The organism is Aporhodopirellula rubra, from assembly GCF_014192335.1.
Classification (GTDB): domain Bacteria; phylum Planctomycetota; class Planctomycetia; order Pirellulales; family Pirellulaceae; genus Rhodopirellula; species Rhodopirellula rubra.
In genome coordinates this window covers 66,075-83,101 of sequence record NZ_JACHXU010000007.1, presented here as the reverse complement: position 1 = coordinate 83,101, position 17,027 = coordinate 66,075, and the positions used below count along the sequence as shown (strand labels likewise).

At 57.2% G+C, this 17,027-nt stretch carries 16 protein-coding genes; 2 read left to right on the top strand and 14 right to left on the bottom strand.

Annotated elements, in window-relative coordinates:
- Positions 1–2: 2 nt before the first annotated feature.
- The gene (locus tag FHS27_RS11500) at positions 3–620 is read right to left on the bottom strand and encodes a metallophosphoesterase family protein (RefSeq protein ID WP_184305095.1); all 618 of its coding nucleotides are present in this window, start codon (positions 618–620) and stop codon (positions 3–5) included.
- A complete protein-coding gene (locus FHS27_RS11495; protein WP_221225036.1) occupies positions 617–2,323 on the bottom strand; it encodes an FMN-binding protein in 1,707 nt (568 codons plus the stop codon). The genes FHS27_RS11500 and FHS27_RS11495 overlap by 4 nt, the downstream gene beginning before the upstream one ends.
- A 663-nt stretch (positions 2,324–2,986) precedes the next feature.
- Here FHS27_RS11495 and FHS27_RS11490 point away from each other — a divergent pair.
- Positions 2,987–4,627, top strand: a complete 1,641-nt coding sequence (locus FHS27_RS11490) for a serine/threonine-protein kinase (protein ID WP_184305094.1) — start codon at positions 2,987–2,989, stop codon at positions 4,625–4,627.
- A gap of 13 nt (positions 4,628–4,640) precedes the next feature.
- Entirely contained in the window at positions 4,641–5,891 is a 1,251-nt protein-coding gene (locus tag FHS27_RS11485; RefSeq protein WP_184305093.1) for an FHA domain-containing serine/threonine-protein kinase, read from the top strand.
- A gap of 29 nt (positions 5,892–5,920) precedes the next feature.
- Here FHS27_RS11485 and FHS27_RS11480 read toward each other — a convergent pair whose 3' ends face one another.
- The 12 genes from FHS27_RS11480 to cysK form a co-directional block, all read right to left on the bottom strand.
- Complete coding sequence (locus tag FHS27_RS11480) at positions 5,921–6,694, bottom strand: ADP-ribosylglycohydrolase family protein (RefSeq protein ID WP_184305092.1); 774 nt, start codon at positions 6,692–6,694, stop codon at positions 5,921–5,923.
- Between the two features lie 102 nt (positions 6,695–6,796).
- On the bottom strand, positions 6,797–7,090 hold the full coding sequence (locus tag FHS27_RS11475; protein WP_184305091.1) for a hypothetical protein: 294 nt from the start codon (positions 7,088–7,090) through the stop codon (positions 6,797–6,799).
- Between the two features lie 179 nt (positions 7,091–7,269).
- Entirely contained in the window at positions 7,270–8,370 is a 1,101-nt protein-coding gene (locus FHS27_RS11470; protein ID WP_246419663.1) for a BPSS1187 family protein, read from the bottom strand.
- Between the two features lie 193 nt (positions 8,371–8,563).
- Positions 8,564–9,052, bottom strand: a complete 489-nt coding sequence (locus tag FHS27_RS11465; RefSeq protein WP_184305090.1) for a hypothetical protein — start codon at positions 9,050–9,052, stop codon at positions 8,564–8,566.
- 79 nt (positions 9,053–9,131) lie between these two features.
- Positions 9,132–9,302, bottom strand: coding sequence for a hypothetical protein (locus FHS27_RS11460; RefSeq protein ID WP_184305089.1), 171 nt, complete (start codon positions 9,300–9,302; stop codon positions 9,132–9,134).
- A gap of 313 nt (positions 9,303–9,615) precedes the next feature.
- Positions 9,616–9,870 carry a hypothetical protein gene (locus FHS27_RS11455; protein WP_184305088.1) on the bottom strand — a complete coding sequence of 85 codons (255 nt, stop codon included), beginning with the start codon at positions 9,868–9,870 and terminating at the stop codon, positions 9,616–9,618.
- Between the two features lie 6 nt (positions 9,871–9,876).
- Positions 9,877–11,466 carry a HEAT repeat domain-containing protein gene (locus tag FHS27_RS11450; RefSeq protein WP_246419566.1) on the bottom strand — a complete coding sequence of 530 codons (1,590 nt, stop codon included), beginning with the start codon at positions 11,464–11,466 and terminating at the stop codon, positions 9,877–9,879.
- The gene (locus FHS27_RS11445; RefSeq protein ID WP_315854529.1) at positions 11,459–11,866 is read right to left on the bottom strand and encodes a hypothetical protein; all 408 of its coding nucleotides are present in this window, start codon (positions 11,864–11,866) and stop codon (positions 11,459–11,461) included. The genes FHS27_RS11450 and FHS27_RS11445 overlap by 8 nt, the downstream gene beginning before the upstream one ends.
- A 34-nt stretch (positions 11,867–11,900) precedes the next feature.
- Positions 11,901–12,740: a hypothetical protein gene (locus FHS27_RS11440; protein ID WP_184305086.1), complete on the bottom strand. Its 840-nt coding sequence runs from the start codon at positions 12,738–12,740 to the stop codon at positions 11,901–11,903.
- Between the two features lie 210 nt (positions 12,741–12,950).
- Entirely contained in the window at positions 12,951–13,673 is a 723-nt protein-coding gene (locus FHS27_RS11435) for an SOS response-associated peptidase family protein (RefSeq protein ID WP_184305085.1), read from the bottom strand.
- 18 nt (positions 13,674–13,691) lie between these two features.
- Complete coding sequence (locus FHS27_RS11430; protein WP_184305084.1) at positions 13,692–15,722, bottom strand: DUF4129 domain-containing protein; 2,031 nt, start codon at positions 15,720–15,722, stop codon at positions 13,692–13,694.
- 236 nt (positions 15,723–15,958) lie between these two features.
- Entirely contained in the window at positions 15,959–16,900 is a 942-nt protein-coding gene (gene cysK / locus FHS27_RS11425) for a cysteine synthase A (RefSeq protein WP_009102950.1), read from the bottom strand.
- Between the last annotated feature and the right edge of the window lie 127 nt (positions 16,901–17,027).

Below are 17,027 nucleotides of genomic sequence, written 5' to 3'. Positions count from 1 at the left end.
GGTCATCCATCGACGTCAATGATCGTTCCGCGAGGTCCCGCGTTGACGACCAATGAGTTTCCGACTCGCACTTGTTTGCCCCAGTCGCTGTGGATGTGACCGCAGACGACGAGTTTCGGCACGCACCGTTCGACACAATCGCGAATGCTCTGGCTGCCGCGGATTCGGCCGCTGCTGTCGTGATCGACGGTGTCGATTGGGGGTGAATGGACGACGAGTATCCCACCAAGCGGACAATCCGCCAACATCTCTGCGGCGCGTTCTTCGTCGAAATCGTAACTCCAAGCACCAAAGGGAGTCACGGGGATCCCGCCTCCCACGCCCCAAATCTCGATGCTGCCGGCGGTCGTTTTCATCGTTTGGCCGTCGCCATGCATCACGACCGCGGAAAGCCAACCGCTGGCGGCGTCACGAAGCTCTTCAAACGTCTCTCCATTGCCTGGCACCAAGCAAGTAGGCAATTGAATGTCGCTGAGAATATCGAGGGTGTCGGCAAGACCTTGGTGTTGGTTCGCGAAATCCCCGGCACCAATGACGAGATCCGCTTGAGCTGACATTTTGACCAATTCGCGTGCGGCATCCTGGTCGCGATGCAGGTCGCTGAAACAGAGTACTTTCATGAGATCCAAACCTTGATAAGTGATACTGCGAGAAGCGAGACGAGGCCCACGTCATAACGGGTGATCCGTTGACTCGCTGACGTGCGACGGAGATAGCCCAGCAGGAAACCGGTCGGGCAACCCATCCGGCAATATGCCATCGGCACACGTAGTGAAACAAGTAGCGTCACGACGCACAACACCACACTCGAAGCAGCCGCCATTGGCCACAGATAGGCGTGAAAGGGTTCGACACCGGAGACATCCGTCGTCGGCCAAAACAGCAGCACGAGATAGGCCACGACGAGTGTCAATGGAGCGATGACGGAAAGCCTTTTTGCCCAACGGGGTGAAAGCGTTTGATGCCGACGGGATTTGGTCGAAGGTCGAACGAGTTGTTGGATCGCGCCGTGGGGGCAGAGATGATTGCAATACGGATTGCCTCGCGTCAAAGGTGGGGACGCTAACGCCGTTGCGGCGATCGCAACGAGTCCTATCGCGAGTGTCCAACAGATGCCCGAGGACGCCCAACCCATGATCAATGACAACGAAATCAAATTGCCGGTCCAAAAACCGATCACAATCACGGTCAGTGCCAACCATGCGAGTCGCAACCTGCGTTGACGCATCCATCCCATTTTAGTCATCAAGCCCAGCAAGACGAGCAAGCAGATCACGGCGGTGTCGCGAGTCGAGAATCGAATGTCGGAATTTGTCTCGGCGAGCGACTCCCGTGCCCACGCCCACGACCAGGGTGATGGAGGAAGGAGAGTCCATCGCTCGAGTCCGCCAGATGTTTCGATCTTGGCTGCAATCTGCGGTATTGAGTCTGCGATCGCGAGGCTGGTCATCGTCGCGCCCGAGACCCCTTCGACGCCTTCGTCCACCGGGTTCCATGACGCAAGTTCGCTCAGTGTTTTGCCTTGGATTGAATTCCAGAAGTAGTCTTCATCTCGAACGTAGGTGACGTAGGGTTCGTTGTCGAGCGATTCACGGATTCGTATGTTTCGGAGTTTCGCCTCGTTATCGAATGACAAAATCAATTCCGTCGGTCCCTGATAACCAATGACTTCATCAGAAAACGGTCCGGTGCGGATGACAATTGATTCAAGCACTCCCGATGGGCTCTGGATGGTGGCCACCGGGTCGGAGATAGTGAGCGTGGCTGAATCGGAAACGTCTCCAATCTCGCTATCGCGGAGCGGTTTGTTGAATAATAGCGATGTCGATGATGCGCCCAGGCGAGCTAAGATTCCTTCGGCCATCGCGAGACTGGTCAAGGTCGCGCCGCTGACGCCGTCGATTGTGGGTGTGTCTCCATTGCTGTCCTGTGCGTTCCAGGACAACCCGATGAATTGCGCTAAGAAGTCCTTGTCGGTTTCAACTGCCGCAACGTGTTCGTCCGTGTCGTGGCTTTGAAGAACATCGACTCGAGTGATAATATCATCGGAGTCCATTGCGAGAATCGCCTCGGTCGGTCCTCGATAGCCCAACGCCTTGGCAGCGTTCGGCATGGTTCTCGCTATCCACAGTGGTTGCGAATTGTCACTTCGTTGCACCGCCCAAAGGCCTTTCTCGTTCGCGATCTCCTCTCTCGCGGTGGCATCAGGAATTAGGTTTCGCACCGCGTCGATCGACGGTGGCGAACTTCCCTCGCCATCGACGCTTCCCGTGGTGTTAGAAGAGTGAGGTGAGGGCAGCAATCCGAGCAGGATTGCGACCATTATCACCCGTGCGGCATGTGCAAAAAGGGCCGCCCGTGGACGTTTGCGTGTGCTTGGGAACGGCGCAGTGACGGATGCCGTGTTTGATGATTCGACAACAGGTAGCGGTGGCTTATTCAAACGCGGTCACCATCTCGAACTCAATTTGACATTATTGTCGACGGCGGATTCGCAACACCGTAGCTCCGCACGGTCGTGCCTGCCCAGCCGTTTCTCACAACTCCTGAAAGCTTCACGTTCAGCGAAATGCGGCATGTTCGACAAATTGGGCCGCATGTTGGATCGAATCTGAAATGCCGCGACTGGCGTACGATGGGATGTAAACCGTCTCGAAGAGATGTATTTGACGATAAGAAGCACGTCGAAATGTCGGTCGAACACGATCGCCATCTGCGAGTGGTGAAGTGGTTAATTCTATCTCCCGCAGTCAAGTGCGTCCATTCTCGGGGACTTCGGCAACGCTCGGTGAATGGAGCACTTTTGCTGGATATTGCAGGTCCAATGACGTATAGACCATTCGGATATCGGTACCCTACTAGGCGGGGGAGGCGAATGGGGCTCGACGTGAAGAAACTGCTAAAAAGAGGGATTCTCTGTTAGCAAAGTCGTTCATCGGTCCATCACTGGGCATCAGACTCGATACATTGAAGGCCGCTCGGAGCGATGACTGCTCCGATTCGACATTTATTGAAGGCGACCGTGGACAACAAAACGAATTTGGAATCCCACGCACGCGAACCCAACTCCGACAAGACGGATGATCTGCTCGATCAGCCGACCTTTGTCGGGCCTTCGTCTGACACGGCTCAGGAGAATGATGACGGCAATCTGAACATTGGGATTGCCGCGAACGGTTCGATCGTTGGGAATTATGAACTCTTAGGCGAGATTGCACGCGGTGCAATGGGTGTGGTTTACCGTGCCCGTCACCAAACGCTCGGTCGACTCGCGGCGATCAAGATGATCCTCGATCCCGATGCAGTGGGGGCCGGTGTTCACGAACGTTTTGACGCCGAGGCGAAAGCCGCGGCCACGTTGGATCATCCGGGGATCGTTGCGTTGTTCGAGACGGGGCGATGGAACGGTTATCCCTACTTCGCGATGGCCTACGTCGACGGCGAGAGCCTACTGGAACGACTTCGCGGCGGTCCGATGACGCCAACCCAGGCCGCGCGGATGTCGCGTGATATCGCCAACGCGATGTCACACGCGCACGGACGTCGCATTATTCACCGTGACTTGAAGCCGGCGAATATCCTGATTGATACCGACGGTCATCCACACATTACGGACTTTGGAGTTTGCAAAGACCTCAGCTCGTCGTCTCAATTAACGACTGCTGGTGAGCTGGTTGGTACACCGCATTACATGCCACCTGAACAAGCGGGCGCGAGTGATGTGCCTCTCGGGCCGGCAGCGGACGTCTACAGTATTGGCGCCGTGCTGTTTGCGATGTTAACCGGACGGCCGCCGTTTTTGGCCGCGACTCCGATTGATGTTGTCGCTCAAGTGTTGACGCAAGAACCGGTCTCACCGCGGGCACTCAATGCAACCGTTCCGGTTGAGTTGTCAGTGATCACGATGAAGTGTCTCCGCAAGAAACCGAACCAACGCTATCGTGACGCCGGTGAATTGGCCTCGGACCTTGATCGCTATCTCAATGGGCATCCGATCCAAGCTCGCCCACCGAGTTTGTATGACCGCGTCCATCTTTTCCTTCAGCGACACGTGTTCTTTGCGAGTGTGTCTGGTACGGCGGTATTGGCGCTTCTAGCATTAATGGCCTTTGTGTTTGTTTCCTACATCCGTACGCGGGATCAGTTGGCAACCGTCGAAGTCGAACTCGAGCAGACTCGAATGCAGTTGAACAACGAGCGGACCGTGACCTCTCGATTTCTCCGGCAACGCTCCAGTGCGAATGACACTGATAGTCGTGCATCGATAATCGCACAGTATGAGATGGATCGTTTGGCAGGAGCGTACTTGCAGGTTGTGGACTCAACGCCGGATCTCGCATTGCAGTTGGCGATCGAAGCTGCACAGTTTTCTATCGAGCACCACATTCCCTTGCCTCACGAGCTTGAGTCGCGACTCATTGAGGTGACCTCTCCTGATGGGACCACGTCCGGCGAGACGCACTTGGAGGTTGCCTTGACGCTCGAGGAACGAATCACGCTCGCGTGGAAGCAAGTTGTGCAACCGATGTCGGCGGCGGAGCGAACCCTGTTCGGTTTGCGCAGCGTCGAAGAACCAGCAGTTGCGATTCCCGTATCGACTCCGAATCAGACGCCCCCAACGCCTTGAGGTTTCTATTTCTATGCCGCATCAAGTAACGATCATCGCCGGCCCCGATCCCGGCAGAAAGTTCATTGTCCCCGATAGCAGCCCATTGGTTATTGGGCGTGGCAGCGATAGCGACACGAAAATTCGCGACCCACGACTCAGCCGTATTCACTGTGAAATACGACATGAAAACGGTCGCTGCGTGTTGGTCGATCGTGGAGGTGTCGGTGGAGTCAACGTGAACGGTAAAACGATTTCAGACTCGATCGCGATAAGCATTGGGACGGTGTTTCAGATCGGCGACACTCGTTTGAGGTTGGAGGCGGATGATTCTCTCGATGCGGCAACGATGGCATCACCGCTTTGTGCAGCCGCCGGGCCGTCAGCTGAATCGGCGAGCAAGGCGGTCGGGGCTGCGCTGAGAGAACTCATAGGAAAGTCTTTTCAAGATCGTTTTCAAATGGAAGAGATCGTTGCCACAAGTCCCACCAGTGTGGTGTTTCGCGGTACGGACACGAAACACGACCGTGCTGTCGCTATCAAGGTGCTGCGGCCACAGCTCGCGTCGTCCGAAAATCAACGAGAACGTTTCATCAGGGCGATGAAAACCGTGATGCCGATCAAGCATCCTAATATTGTCCGATTGAGGATGGCGGGACGAAGCGGATCGCATTGTTGGTGCGTTACCGATTGGGTTGAGGGCAAGAGCGTGTCGCAACTGATTGAAGCGATCGGCATCTCCGGAATGCTCGATTGGAAGCAGGTTTGGAGGGTGGGGATCGACATTGGGCAGGCATTGGAGGAAGCACATCATCATCAGGTCGTGCACCGCAACGTTACACCCGCGAATCTTTTACGACGATCGAGCGATAAGGTGTTTTTGTTATCCGATTTGATTTTTGCCCGGGCACTCGATCAAACCGATGCGGCGAGGTTAACGAGACCCGGTGAAGTGATTGGCGATCTCGGATACATGGCACCCGAGCGTGTGATGAGAGTGGACGAGGTCGATGGACGTTCCGACCAATTTGGTCTTGGTGCGACCATGTATGCTCTACTGGCCGGCCAACCACCCTACCCCGCGACCAATCTGCCTCAACTCATCTCGTTGTTGCAAGGCGATCGTCCGCCTGAACCAAAGTCGGTTCAATTTGGAGTCGACGAACGGTTCAGTTCAATGGTGATGAAAATGATCTCGATCGATCCCAACGACCGGTATGACAGTTCGACTGAGTTGCTCGAGGAACTCAAACGCATTGGGATGTTAGGCGGGATGAAGGTCTGAAAAACGCGATGACTGAATTGCCCAATCGTCTAGGCTATTTCAAATCGGCGGCGGAAGGCATCGACGGTCTCGATGAGATGCGGATCCAGGCGGTCGCGTGCCGGTGTCCAGAGGTCTTCGGGAACTCTGCCGTAGAAGGGTTCGGCGATCGCGCCTGCGATGCAGGCCATTGTGTCGGAATCACCGCCGAGCGAGACGGCGAGCCGAATAGCGTGTTCGACCGATGTTGATTCTAGGAACGCCGTGGTTGCTTCGGGAACGGAACCGGCGCAAGACACATCGAACGTGTAGAACGGGCGTATTGAGTCGAGGTTTCGCGAGAGGTCGTATCCGATTTCCGCGTCGACAAACCGTCGGATGTCGTCTTTGGAACCACCGGTACGGGCAACGAACACGCATCCCGCGACCGCCGCTGCACCGAGAATTCCCTCGGGGTGATTGTGTGACACTGCTGCTGTTTGTTCGGCAAGTGACAAAACTTCGGGTAGCGTATCGCGCGCGTAAGCGACGGGCGAAACACGCATCGCCGATCCGTTGCCCCAACTGCCATAGGGTTCCGTGTCGCGGCATCTCGCCCAATTCAGGAACGTTCCCCCGTAACCGGCTCCAGGGTACCGATCGACGTAATCATGAAAGTAGTTGTGTAGATCGCCGCCGTGGAGGATCCAGTCGGCGACCGCCACCGTGAGTACGGTATCGTCGGTAAAGAATGAGTTCTCCGAGTAGAGTTCGAAGTCCGCATACTTTGTGGGAAAGTGCTCGTAATAGGAACCGATCACATCGCCAACGATCGCACCAATCATGTGAGTGTTTTCCCGGTCTGAAGTACAACGAAGTCAAGTTGCGTACACTCGTTGCGAATGCCCCGCGAAGGTTCAGGAAGGCTTGAAATGATGAGATCGTTTCTATGAAGCAATGATTCCCATCACAACCACGATCGCGATGGCCTCTCGGTAATCAAGCATTCGGATGGCAAAGATGTCTGCGATCAAACGGTTCCAAAACTCGCGAACGAAATAGGCGACCAGAAACATCACGACGAGGAAACGTACCATGTCCACGAGCGATGTCAGGATGATCCCTTCGAGTGAAATGCCTTTTGCGGCATCGGACAATGCAAAGTTGAATATGCCGTAACATGCCGAAAAAAGTATCAGCATCACGTTGAATCGAATCGTGATCTTTTTTGAGGGACGCATTCTTCGGCTTTAGGTTGGGGGCAGTTTTTGAGATGGCTCGGTTGGAGGAGCGTTTGAATCTGAGGCAGTCACCTCAGGCTTCTTTTCGAGCGATTCAAATGATGGCGTGCTTGTGCATCGTAGCGGGACGCTGCCAGAGTTCAGTTCCTCGAAGTCAGGCGACCTTTTTTGAAGATGCTCTAGTTGGACGCTTGTTCGTGATCGCAGTGAGGGTCGCGTGGTACCGCGGAACCGACCTGGTCCACGGGGTGTGTGAAGAGATATTCCCAAACGGGCTCGTGGCGAAGCAGGCCTGTCGCGGGATCTTTCACGGCGCTTCGTCCTGGTTGGACGGCGCTATGCGCCCGCCCCGGATTGCCGCCAACGTCGGCGTCGGTAACCAAGCGACGTGTGTTTGAATACGGTGGTTCTGACTGATCGACGTTGACGATGGGGCCGTAGTTGTTCAGGCCGAGCATTTCCCAACTGCGGCAATAGTGATCTTCGACCCAGCCCTGGTCGAGCACATGAGAGAACGCGAAGTATCGGTTGGGCGGTGTCGCCGAGGGCAGCGATTGCCACGATTGGTGCTGGTCTCGGGGGCCGCATAAGGCAACGACGCGAGCCACCTTTTGGTGTTTAGCGAATCGCGATGCTGTTGTTGATCCGTGTGAGCTTCCCGCGACGATGACTTTTTCCCAATCGAGATCCGTTCCGTTGGCGTTGAGGAATTGTCCCCAATTGCCTTCGGCGTTTTGATCGACGAGCCATTTGATGAGCCGGTACGCACGCTCGGCCATTGCGTCTGGTTTCGCGATCGCAACCTCGTCGCTGGCGTCCAATCCCGTGGCGGCTTCGAGACGCAAGTTTCCACGGCATTCTGGATCGACGGGCTTCTCTTGGCAGCATTTCGAGAACCATCGATTGGCGTAATGGACGCGAACGGCGTGCAACCCGTAACCGGTAAGTCGTTCGAAAAGAGCTGAGTTGTGTGCCATCAACCAAATCACCACTCGGCCACGTGCGGGCACATTGGGATCAAACCAGGCTTGCTGCATGTCGGCCGGTTTGCCTTTAGCGTCATCGATTGAGAAATCGATTTCCGGATAGGCACGGACGCGAGGGTCAATCGTGCTGGCGCGGACACTGATTTCGAGTCGTTTTTTGATTTCGGCGTTTTTGACTTTCGCGTCAACCTGCGGGTTCGGTTCGGCAGCGGTGATTAGCGGGGACGCTACCAACGTCGCGATGAGTGAGATGGCAATGAACGGAAGGCGGGGGTGGCAAACGGTGAAGATCATCGGCACAGGGAGAAGGAGGCAGGGGGGGGAGGCGGCCGATCGGTGTGTCTATGGATCGGTGAAACCCTGCCATGATAGCCGATCGGGATGGCCGTTTGCGTCTCCGCGAGCGGTACCTGAGCCTCCCCGGAGTGCTCTAGCCGAGAACGTCTCTGCAAAGAAACGATCTGGGGCCGCGTCTCAAGGCACGTGATTATCCGTCCACGTGAGGACTGTCGGCGATTGTCACGGAGGTGGAGTCTTCGCACCAGCGACGGACTCGGCGGAGAAACTCGTCGGGCTCCAACCCAATCGTCTCGATGCGACCAAGGCTGTTGTCGAGGGTTTGTGAGAGTGCAGCTTTGCTTTCTGCTAAGCGGTCACACACCTGACGTTGCTGCTCGTCGGTAAGCGGGTGTGGTTGTAGTTTGATCTGGCCGTTGGGCATCGCCATTCGAGTCAGTTGCGAGAGGCGTCCGGCATCGGCGGCTAGTTTATGGCCGTCGAGGTAGACTCTCCTTAACTGCCCGTTCGTGTTGAATTGAAACACAGGGTCGGCACCATCGAACATGCTCAGTGCGGTTTGGTTTCGCCATCCGAGCACAAATTCTCGGTCGTCTTCTGGATCAATAACTCTACCGCGTTCGGGTAAATTCACTCCTTCGGCGAGGAGGTCTTCCCGGTTAGCTTCTTCACGAGCCATGCGTTGTTGATGTCATCCGTTCCAGAAATCCAGCCGGACCGATGGATCGGTACGGCGTCGTTACAATGATCGACTGCGTCTATGCGACGCGAGAATCGTCTTTGTCCGATTTGGGTTTCGATTCGAGACGATTGGATTTGCGCGACAGTTGCGGATCCTCGTTGTCTTCTCGATTGGACGTTGCCGCGACTTTGTAAGTCAAGCCGTGGACGGTTTGGATAATGATGGGCGCGTTGATTGGAGCGAACATGGTAACGGTCTCGCGAAAATTGGTCTGTAACAGCGTGATAGTTAACGAAGCGTACGTCATAAACGATTGTTTCGACGTTTCATTTGACGCATCGCAATTTCGATGCCAGAGGTTCTCTGAAATGAAGTACAGGCGATTCGGGTTGTAGCGATTACCCCGGGCCAATGTTGCCGCTGTCGTCTTCACGATGTCACAATGGGGGAATGGACCGCATTCCGTTTGTTGTTCAATTATGTTCCGAGAGACACCGTTCGCGCTCGAACTGCGACGTTGATGCGCAGTGCTGCGACTTTGCTAGCTAACTGCCTGAAATTCATGCACCGTCGTTCAGTTCTGGGTCAACCAACAATTGATCGGACTGACGACACGCGTCGGCGAAGGTTTGCATGGCCGCGGCAACGCGGGTCAGAGTCGGTGCCAAGTCGCTAAGAGCTTCCTGCTCAAACTTGCGAGCGGGTTCGTCACGCCAGCCCTCGCGTGTGCGTTGCCACTGCTCGGCGAAGTCCAAGAACTCCTGCCGGACACGGGTTTGGCTTTCGTAGAGCGGGCCGAGTGGAAACGGTCGCATCGGAGTTTAGATCCCCTGCGGATTGAACGTACGCAGCATCTTTCGACCCTTGTACAAGTGAAACATGTCGGCGGGGCCGGCCGGACGCATCCGACCAGCGGTGGGCAGGTCCATGGTTTCGAGCCCGTCGGTGACGACGACGCACTGGGTGCCGCCGCGTGTGGCTGTGAACACCGCAGCGGTCTCCTCGAGGAAGAAACCGAGTAGGGCGGGTTTCACGTCCTCGTACTCGTTTCGCTCGAGGTAGGTTTGCAACGGTTCAATTAACCGCCGCTGGGCTTCGTTAAACTCCGCGGCCGGAACGGTGAAGATGTCCTCGTGCTCGGCGTGCCAGCCCGCATAGACCGCGTAGATGTCTTCGGGCGGCAAATCGGCAACGTCCGCATTGAGAGCGAACACGGTGGGGCCCGAGATGCCGATGTTGCTGTAACTGCGATCGCCAAATTCATACTGGAATCGGACCAGGAACACGTCGACCGGATCGTGGTAACTCGGCCACAGCATGCGTCGGGAATCGACCACTTCGACCGATGTCGGAGGGACACCCATTTGTTGAGGTTGCGATAACCATAACGCGATTTCGGCTTCCGCGGTCGCCGACGGGGTGCGGAATTCCTCGTCGATTTCTTCACCGATGTCGAGTTCGTCGGCGTAGGCGATTGCCCGAAGACGAGCGGACGGTTCAGCGGCCAGCGCGATCAATTGTGCCTTACCGGCTTCGTTTCCGAACCGAGCGAGAGCTCCGGTGGCTTCGCATTGCACTCGTCGGTGCCGAAGTTCGGCGGCCTTGTTGAGCTCGGCAATCGAGCTATCTTCGCCGATCAATCCGACGGCGTCGCACAGCGAAACGGCGAGCGCGACGGCCTCACCCAAGATCGCCTGAACTTGTTCCACGTCGGTGCCGAAACTCCGTGGGTCTTCCTCGAATTTCGCGAGCCGCTGGGACACCTGCCGGAGCAACGTGTTGAGTGCATTGATGCGATCTTTCGCCGGATGTTCTTCTACGCGACCGCTGCGAACGAGATGGCCCGCGAGATCGAGGATCGGCGCGGCGAGGGAGGGTTCAGCAAGGCAGTCCAGCAAACCGGGGAACAACGAATCGGTGGGCCAGTCACTGTGCTGCATCAATGGACTGAGGATTTGGCCGGCGGCCATCCATCCTCGTGGAGGCGAGTCTTTGAGCGTTTGTACGAGCGACGTGAGCGATTCGGACGTCCTGATCATTGCCAGCAGGTGCATCAGAAGGTGTCGGTTCGCGACCTCCGGCGACAAGGCAGTGACGACACGCGCGAGCCAATCGACCTGTAACCCGCGAACGGCTTCTTCGTCCCCACTCGCTTGAGCTTGGAGGCATCGGAGGTGAATCAATCGTAACATTCCGCCCATGACGGCCGGATCCGCATCGGGCAAACGATCGGAGGCTTCGGCCAACATGGAGATCAACGTATCGCCACCGAGTAGATTGTCGTCGGCTAGCTTCTTCAGCGCCAGGCCGGCCTGCACGGGGTCGACGTTGGGCGTGAGGATGACGTCGAGTAATTCACCCGGATCAGACAGATGGCTGACGTCTTGGTTGGGTTCGTTCGAGTCAGGCATCGGATTGGTCACCGCGAGGGTCATAGGTTAACGAAGAGTCGACGGCGTCGGACCAATTCAGAGCGGCGACGTCATCCGCATTGGCCCACCGGCTGTATTGTGGGGCGTAGAGAGGTTTGCCGCTCACCGGGCACAACGGCGATTCGGAGTCCGCGTAGACGTGAACGCCTTTCGTGTCGGGTTGCAACCAGATGGCTTCGCATTCGTCACAAACAACGAGTCCATGTGTGAGTTTCTCGCCGCCGTTTTCATCGTCGAAGTAGGCGCGGATGCTGCATAGCCCGCCACCGCAGATCGGGCATTGCCCGACGCTGTAACGCAGCCCTTCGCCGCCACTACGCGAAGCAGCAGCGGGCGGGTCGGATAGGGAATCATGCGATTCAGGTTCGATTCGTGTCACGTCGTTGTTACCCATTGCGGAATGTGTCGATGTCTTAAAGCGGATAGGCCGTGATCACGCGGTTACCCTCGAGGACCAATTGAACGCGTCGGGCCATCGGCTTTCGTCGCTGATTGCCTTCGCGTCCACCGACGAAGCCGACGCGTTTGCCCATGTCGACGGTATAGATCGTTCGTCCCTTGTCTGTTTTTTGGGTGGTCCGTTTGCCTATTTTGGCGTTCTCGTAGGCTTTGTCGATCGTCTTCAAAGCACCTTCCATTCCACCATCGAACACACCGTGTTTGCCCGGTCGTCCTGGTTGGTCGGCGGTGTGTCGGCGCAAGTGTTCGAGGCGATGGCCTTCCGCACTTCCGGGCGTGTACATCAACCCGGCGGGAGAGATGTAGCGTTCTCGCCCGACTTCTCGCAACAATCCGTACTTCAGCGACGAATCGGATTCGGAATCGGTAGCAGACGAGTTGTTTGTGTCGGTCTTCGCTGTGGCTGTCGACTTGGACGACGACATCCGATCGGCGAGCGGTCCGCGTTTCGTCGTCGTTGTTTTCGACTCGGCCGTATCGCGGCTACTTGGATCACTTTTGGGACGCTCGGCAGTGGACGTGTCGGACGCGGACGACGATGTCGTGTTGCGAGCAGATGCGTCTGTTGGGGCCGTTCGCGCAGACGAGGCGGGCGTGTCCGATTGAGGTGACGGTTTCGCGGCTACGTTATCGCGTGACGCACCGGCGTTATCTTGCTCGGCGATCGACGGCAAGTTCCAACCGGTGGCATCGTTGATCGCCGGACGTAGTACCGTGTAGCCGCCGATCAACAGCGCGATCACCACACCGGCGACCGTTGTTTTCTTTTTGCCGGAGGGGTGGGAGTTAGCCATGTAAGAATCGTTCGCGTATCGGGCGGGAAATGAATCAGCCAAGAAAGTAGCACTTTCTGGCCTCTTTCGCCAACCAGCCCCCCGGCGGTGAGCGATTCCAACGCGTTACGGACGTGCCGATTACGGGGCCCCCGTCGCGGCAGGGATTCAGTCGCGTCGTGGATTCAGTCGCGGGGTGGACTCAGTCGCGAACTGCTGGAGTTCGCGCATTTAAGTCTCAAACCCGAGCGGCCCGGTCTTTTCGATGTCCGCGAGTTGTTCGTCACGTTTCTTTAGGTTGGCGTTTTTGCGTTTCACCCATGAGGCGGCCATCTCGCGATCGACCTGGTGAGTGAGCGACGGTTCATAGGCGAATTCACGCAGCACCGCGAGCGACTGGTCAGCGGGACGAGGTTTGCGGTCCATCCATTCGTCGAGTCCGTCGCGATGCAGGAAAAACGGCGAACGGTGATGACCGTGTTCCATCACGTAGGGGAGTGCCGGTCGCATGATTAGGCTCATCGAGAGTTCCGGTTCTTCGTTTTCGGCTTGCTTGAATGAGAAGATCGCCGCTGCGAGAAGCAGTTTGTCGTCGGTGGGTAGAAAGCTCGATTCGGTGCCCGCCGTTTCACCCCAATAGCACGGTTCGCGGAATGAGGTCATCGGTACAACGCATCGATACTTCTCAAACGGTGTTTTCCAGGGCCACTTGGTTCGTGATTCGATGCGGGTGTTGTTGAGCATGTATTTCGCTCCGCCGCCTTTACCCGATTCACCTCCCATGCCGAACGTCATCGGCCGGACCTCTCTCATGCCGTCACGATTGATCGCCAACACGGGTGCCTTCGCGAGTGGGAAGACTTCTTCGGGGACATCGAAATCAAATTTTGCCTGAGCATCGAGATGGCTGCAGATGTCATGCAAGTTGGTGCGGACATGGAAACGGTTGCACATGATTACGCTTGTCTCGGATCACAATTGAGGACGCATGATCTGCCAAACCGACGATGCCGCCGTCACGTCATCACGCCCCGCCATCGCCCGGCCGTAGACGACACGATTGTAAGCGTCGACGACACGGATCGCGGATTGCTGAAGATTCGGAAATTGGGACACCAGCCGTCGGGTGTATTCGCTCGGTGTTTCGTCTTCGGTTCGGGAGACGCCTTGTTCGCGGCCCCACGCTTCGAGGGCTTGGAAGGTCAGCACCACGACTTGTCCCGCATCGGCGTTGCCGACCGGATTTTCAAAAGACGAAAACGGTCTTCGCGGTTGAGGCGGTTCTTTCGTCGGCGCGCGAGTCGGTGTTGTGCCCGTCGTTGAATCGGAGGCACCGAACAGGTTGTTGAACCAAGCCATCAACGCGTCGCGATTGAGGTAAACGTAGACCGCAACGATGGCGAATAACGCTGCGATGATTAAGAATTTCATCAGCCCGGTAAATCCCGCGAGTAATCCCGACCAATCGGTTGAGGAGGCGGGCTCGGGGGCCGGTGCTTGTGAAGGTGACTCGGCGGATTCATCCGATGGGGGCGGGCTGTTTTCGGCAGGAGACTGGTTGGGAGGTGCTTCCTGCGACTCCGGTTTTTTGTCGTTTGCGTCGGATGACGTGTCGTCATTTTGCTCGGATGAACGCTCGTCTTGCTCGCCAGACTCTGGTTGAGATTGCTCGGTTTGATCCGGCTGGTTTTGTTGCGAGTCGGATTCACCGGACGGAGGCGGATCACGTTTGGGTGATTGGTTGTTGTCGGGGTTTGGGCGATCGGGTGATTGGGGGGCGGAGGGCTCTGATTTCGGTGCTTGGTTCTCCGGTGGTTTAGCGTCAGGGGACTTTGAGCCGTTGTTCTCTGTGTTCGGCTTCTGCCCGTCGCTCTTCTTTCCGTCGCCATTGTCCTTTGGTTGGGAGCCGTCTGATTTTGTTTTTCCGGACTCGTCGTTGGACTTTTCGCTCGCCTTCTTTCCTCCGGACTCTTTGCCGACGGGGCCGTCATCGCGTTTGCCCGAATCGCCTCCGGGAGGCGCGCCGGCTTGTGTTCGCGTCGCCGACTCCGGTGCATCGGATGGTGTTTTGGCGTCCGGTCGCGGCGCGGCTTTGGCTTCGCCTCCTTCTCCGGGTTGGTCCGCACCTTCGTCGCCCCACCCGAATCGGCTCGCCGAGGTCGGGTTCGAGCTGGTTAGGAAATCGGGCATTTGGAAGGAGACGATCGCTTGGCCTGGCAGCGGAGCCAAGATCGCGAGCATTAAAACGAGCAAGATCAAACCGATCCCGCCGAGAAGCCACGCGGCCGTCACTTGGCCAGGCATTTCTGTGTTTCGTTGGCGAAGATAGCGGCGAAGATTGAGGAACGACGTCACCACCAACAGCGAAAGGCTGGCAAACAGATACGACGCGAGTTGCCAACGGGCGCTGTCCCACGAACCGGGGTTGTCACGCAGGAAAAACTGGCCGATCCCAAACAGCGGCAACGCACCGAGGGCGAGGTACAAGACGGTGCGCCCGGGTTGGTGTCCCTGCAGGCCGATCTGCTTTTTAGGTGCGTCTGTTTTTGTTTGGGGAGGCGACGCCTGATTGTCACGAGGCGAACGTAGACGCTCGAACCATTTCCGTGCGCTATCGACGAGGCCCTGTCCGCTGCTGTCGACACCGTCATCGACGATCGTGCAGTCATGAACGATGCGGTCCGCGAGATAGCCGATCGTCATGATCACGGCGGCGGAGAAAATGGGATCTCCCAGGAACCGCAGCATGACGAAGAACGTGGCCGCGCCCAATGCCGTCGCGTAAACGGACGAGTAGCTGCGACTTTCTTCGATCGTGACACGGGCGAGCGCGGTAGCGCCCATCGTGTACCAAAACAAGGTCCACATCACCCGTTGTGGATAGTTGCCTTGGTAGAGCACCAGCATCAGGAAACCGGCGAGGCTGTTCAGCATCCAAAAGATGAGCAGCGGCGCCAGCCCGATCGCAACATAGTCGGCGAGGGTTTGGTATCGACGGTTCAAGAGTGCAGCCTAATCAGGCGAGCCAGCAGGTTCGGAAAGTCAGCGGGGTGAACCGCTATTCTAACACGACCGCGCGCCGGCGAATGGGCCGCGTGCATGAGCCAGATCGCTGGCGTCTGAATCACGCCTAAGGACCGGGGGGAGATTCACCCGGGAGGCTGTTCATTAGCCCGGGAAAATTGTCCGCGGGCTGGGTGTGATTGCAGGCCGCTAGGTCGCCTACAGGCCGAGTTCGCTTACAGGCCGAGGTCGCCGAACAGCGGGGTGCTGAGGTATCGTTCGCCGAGGCTGCACATGATGGTGACGATCCGTTTGCCCTTCATTTCGGGGCGTGCGGCGATTTGAGCGGCCGCGCACATGTTGGCTCCGCTGCTGATCCCCGCGACGATGCCTTCTTCTTTGGCCAGTCGACGGCCCCAGGTGAAGGCGTCTTCGTCATCGATTTGAACGACGTCGTCGATGATGGACGTGTCCAGGTTTCCGGGGATGAACCCGGCTCCGATGCCCTGGATACGGTGCTTGCCGGGCGATCCGCCGCTGATGACGGGTGAGTGCGTTGGTTCAACGGCGAACGCTTTGAAGTCCGGATTTTGCTTCTTGAGGAAGCGAGCGGTTCCGGTGATCGTGCCGCCGGTTCCGACTCCGGCAACGATGGCGTCGATCTTGTGGTCGCTGTCGGCCCAAATCTCAGGCCCGGTGGTGGCTTCGTGAATGGCTGGGTTGGCAGGGTTTTCGAACTGTTGCGGCATGAACGCGTTGTCGGTTTTGTCGACCAGGTTCTGCGCGGTATCGATGGCGCCTTTCATGCCGTCACCGGCGGGCGTCAGGACGAGGTTCGCGCCCATCGCTCGCAGCAACGCACGTCGTTCGACCGACATGGATTCGGGCATTGTCAGCGTGAGCTTGTAGCCTTTGGCGGCACAAACGAATGCCAATGCGATCCCTGTATTTCCGCTGGTCGGTTCGATGATGTGGGTGTTGGCGTTGATGTGCCCGTCACGCTCACCGGCTTCGATCATGGCGACGCCGATCCGGTCCTTGACGCTGTTGAGCGGTTGGAAGAACTCACACTTCGCAAACACGGTCGCGCCGCCGGCGGGGACGAGGCGATTGATTTGCACCATCGGCGTGTCACCGATCGTGCGAGTGATGTTGTTGAAGGTCGTTCCACGAGCCATGAGATTTCTCCTAGTGAGCACTGAGCTTGCCAGCGATTCGCTTCTAGCTTGCCAGCGATAGCTTCTTGCTTGGATGGGGATATGCGTTGGTGATAACGTTAGAGTCGTCTGGCGGTCCGGGCGCGGT

What these genes read in the sequence shown, in the direction of transcription:
- FHS27_RS11500 (WP_184305095.1), bottom strand. Translation starts at nt 620, where the DNA reads ATGAAAGTACTCTGTTTCAGCGACCTGCATCGCGACCAGGATGCCGCA.
- FHS27_RS11495 (WP_221225036.1), bottom strand. Translation starts at nt 2,323, where the DNA reads ATGGTCGCAATCCTGCTCGGATTGCTGCCCTCACCTCACTCTTCTAAC.
- FHS27_RS11490 (WP_184305094.1), top strand. Translation starts at nt 2,987, where the DNA reads ATGACTGCTCCGATTCGACATTTATTGAAGGCGACCGTGGACAACAAA.
- FHS27_RS11485 (WP_184305093.1), top strand. Translation starts at nt 4,641, where the DNA reads ATGCCGCATCAAGTAACGATCATCGCCGGCCCCGATCCCGGCAGAAAG.
- FHS27_RS11480 (WP_184305092.1), bottom strand. Translation starts at nt 6,694, where the DNA reads ATGATTGGTGCGATCGTTGGCGATGTGATCGGTTCCTATTACGAGCAC.
- FHS27_RS11475 (WP_184305091.1), bottom strand. Translation starts at nt 7,090, where the DNA reads ATGCGTCCCTCAAAAAAGATCACGATTCGATTCAACGTGATGCTGATA.
- FHS27_RS11470 (WP_246419663.1), bottom strand. Translation starts at nt 8,370, where the DNA reads ATGATCTTCACCGTTTGCCACCCCCGCCTTCCGTTCATTGCCATCTCA.
- FHS27_RS11465 (WP_184305090.1), bottom strand. Translation starts at nt 9,052, where the DNA reads ATGGCTCGTGAAGAAGCTAACCGGGAAGACCTCCTCGCCGAAGGAGTG.
- FHS27_RS11460 (WP_184305089.1), bottom strand. Translation starts at nt 9,302, where the DNA reads ATGTTCGCTCCAATCAACGCGCCCATCATTATCCAAACCGTCCACGGC.
- FHS27_RS11455 (WP_184305088.1), bottom strand. Translation starts at nt 9,870, where the DNA reads ATGCGACCGTTTCCACTCGGCCCGCTCTACGAAAGCCAAACCCGTGTC.
- FHS27_RS11450 (WP_246419566.1), bottom strand. Translation starts at nt 11,466, where the DNA reads ATGCCTGACTCGAACGAACCCAACCAAGACGTCAGCCATCTGTCTGAT.
- FHS27_RS11440 (WP_184305086.1), bottom strand. Translation starts at nt 12,740, where the DNA reads ATGGCTAACTCCCACCCCTCCGGCAAAAAGAAAACAACGGTCGCCGGT.
- FHS27_RS11435 (WP_184305085.1), bottom strand. Translation starts at nt 13,673, where the DNA reads ATGTGCAACCGTTTCCATGTCCGCACCAACTTGCATGACATCTGCAGC.
- cysK (WP_009102950.1), bottom strand. Translation starts at nt 16,900, where the DNA reads ATGGCTCGTGGAACGACCTTCAACAACATCACTCGCACGATCGGTGAC.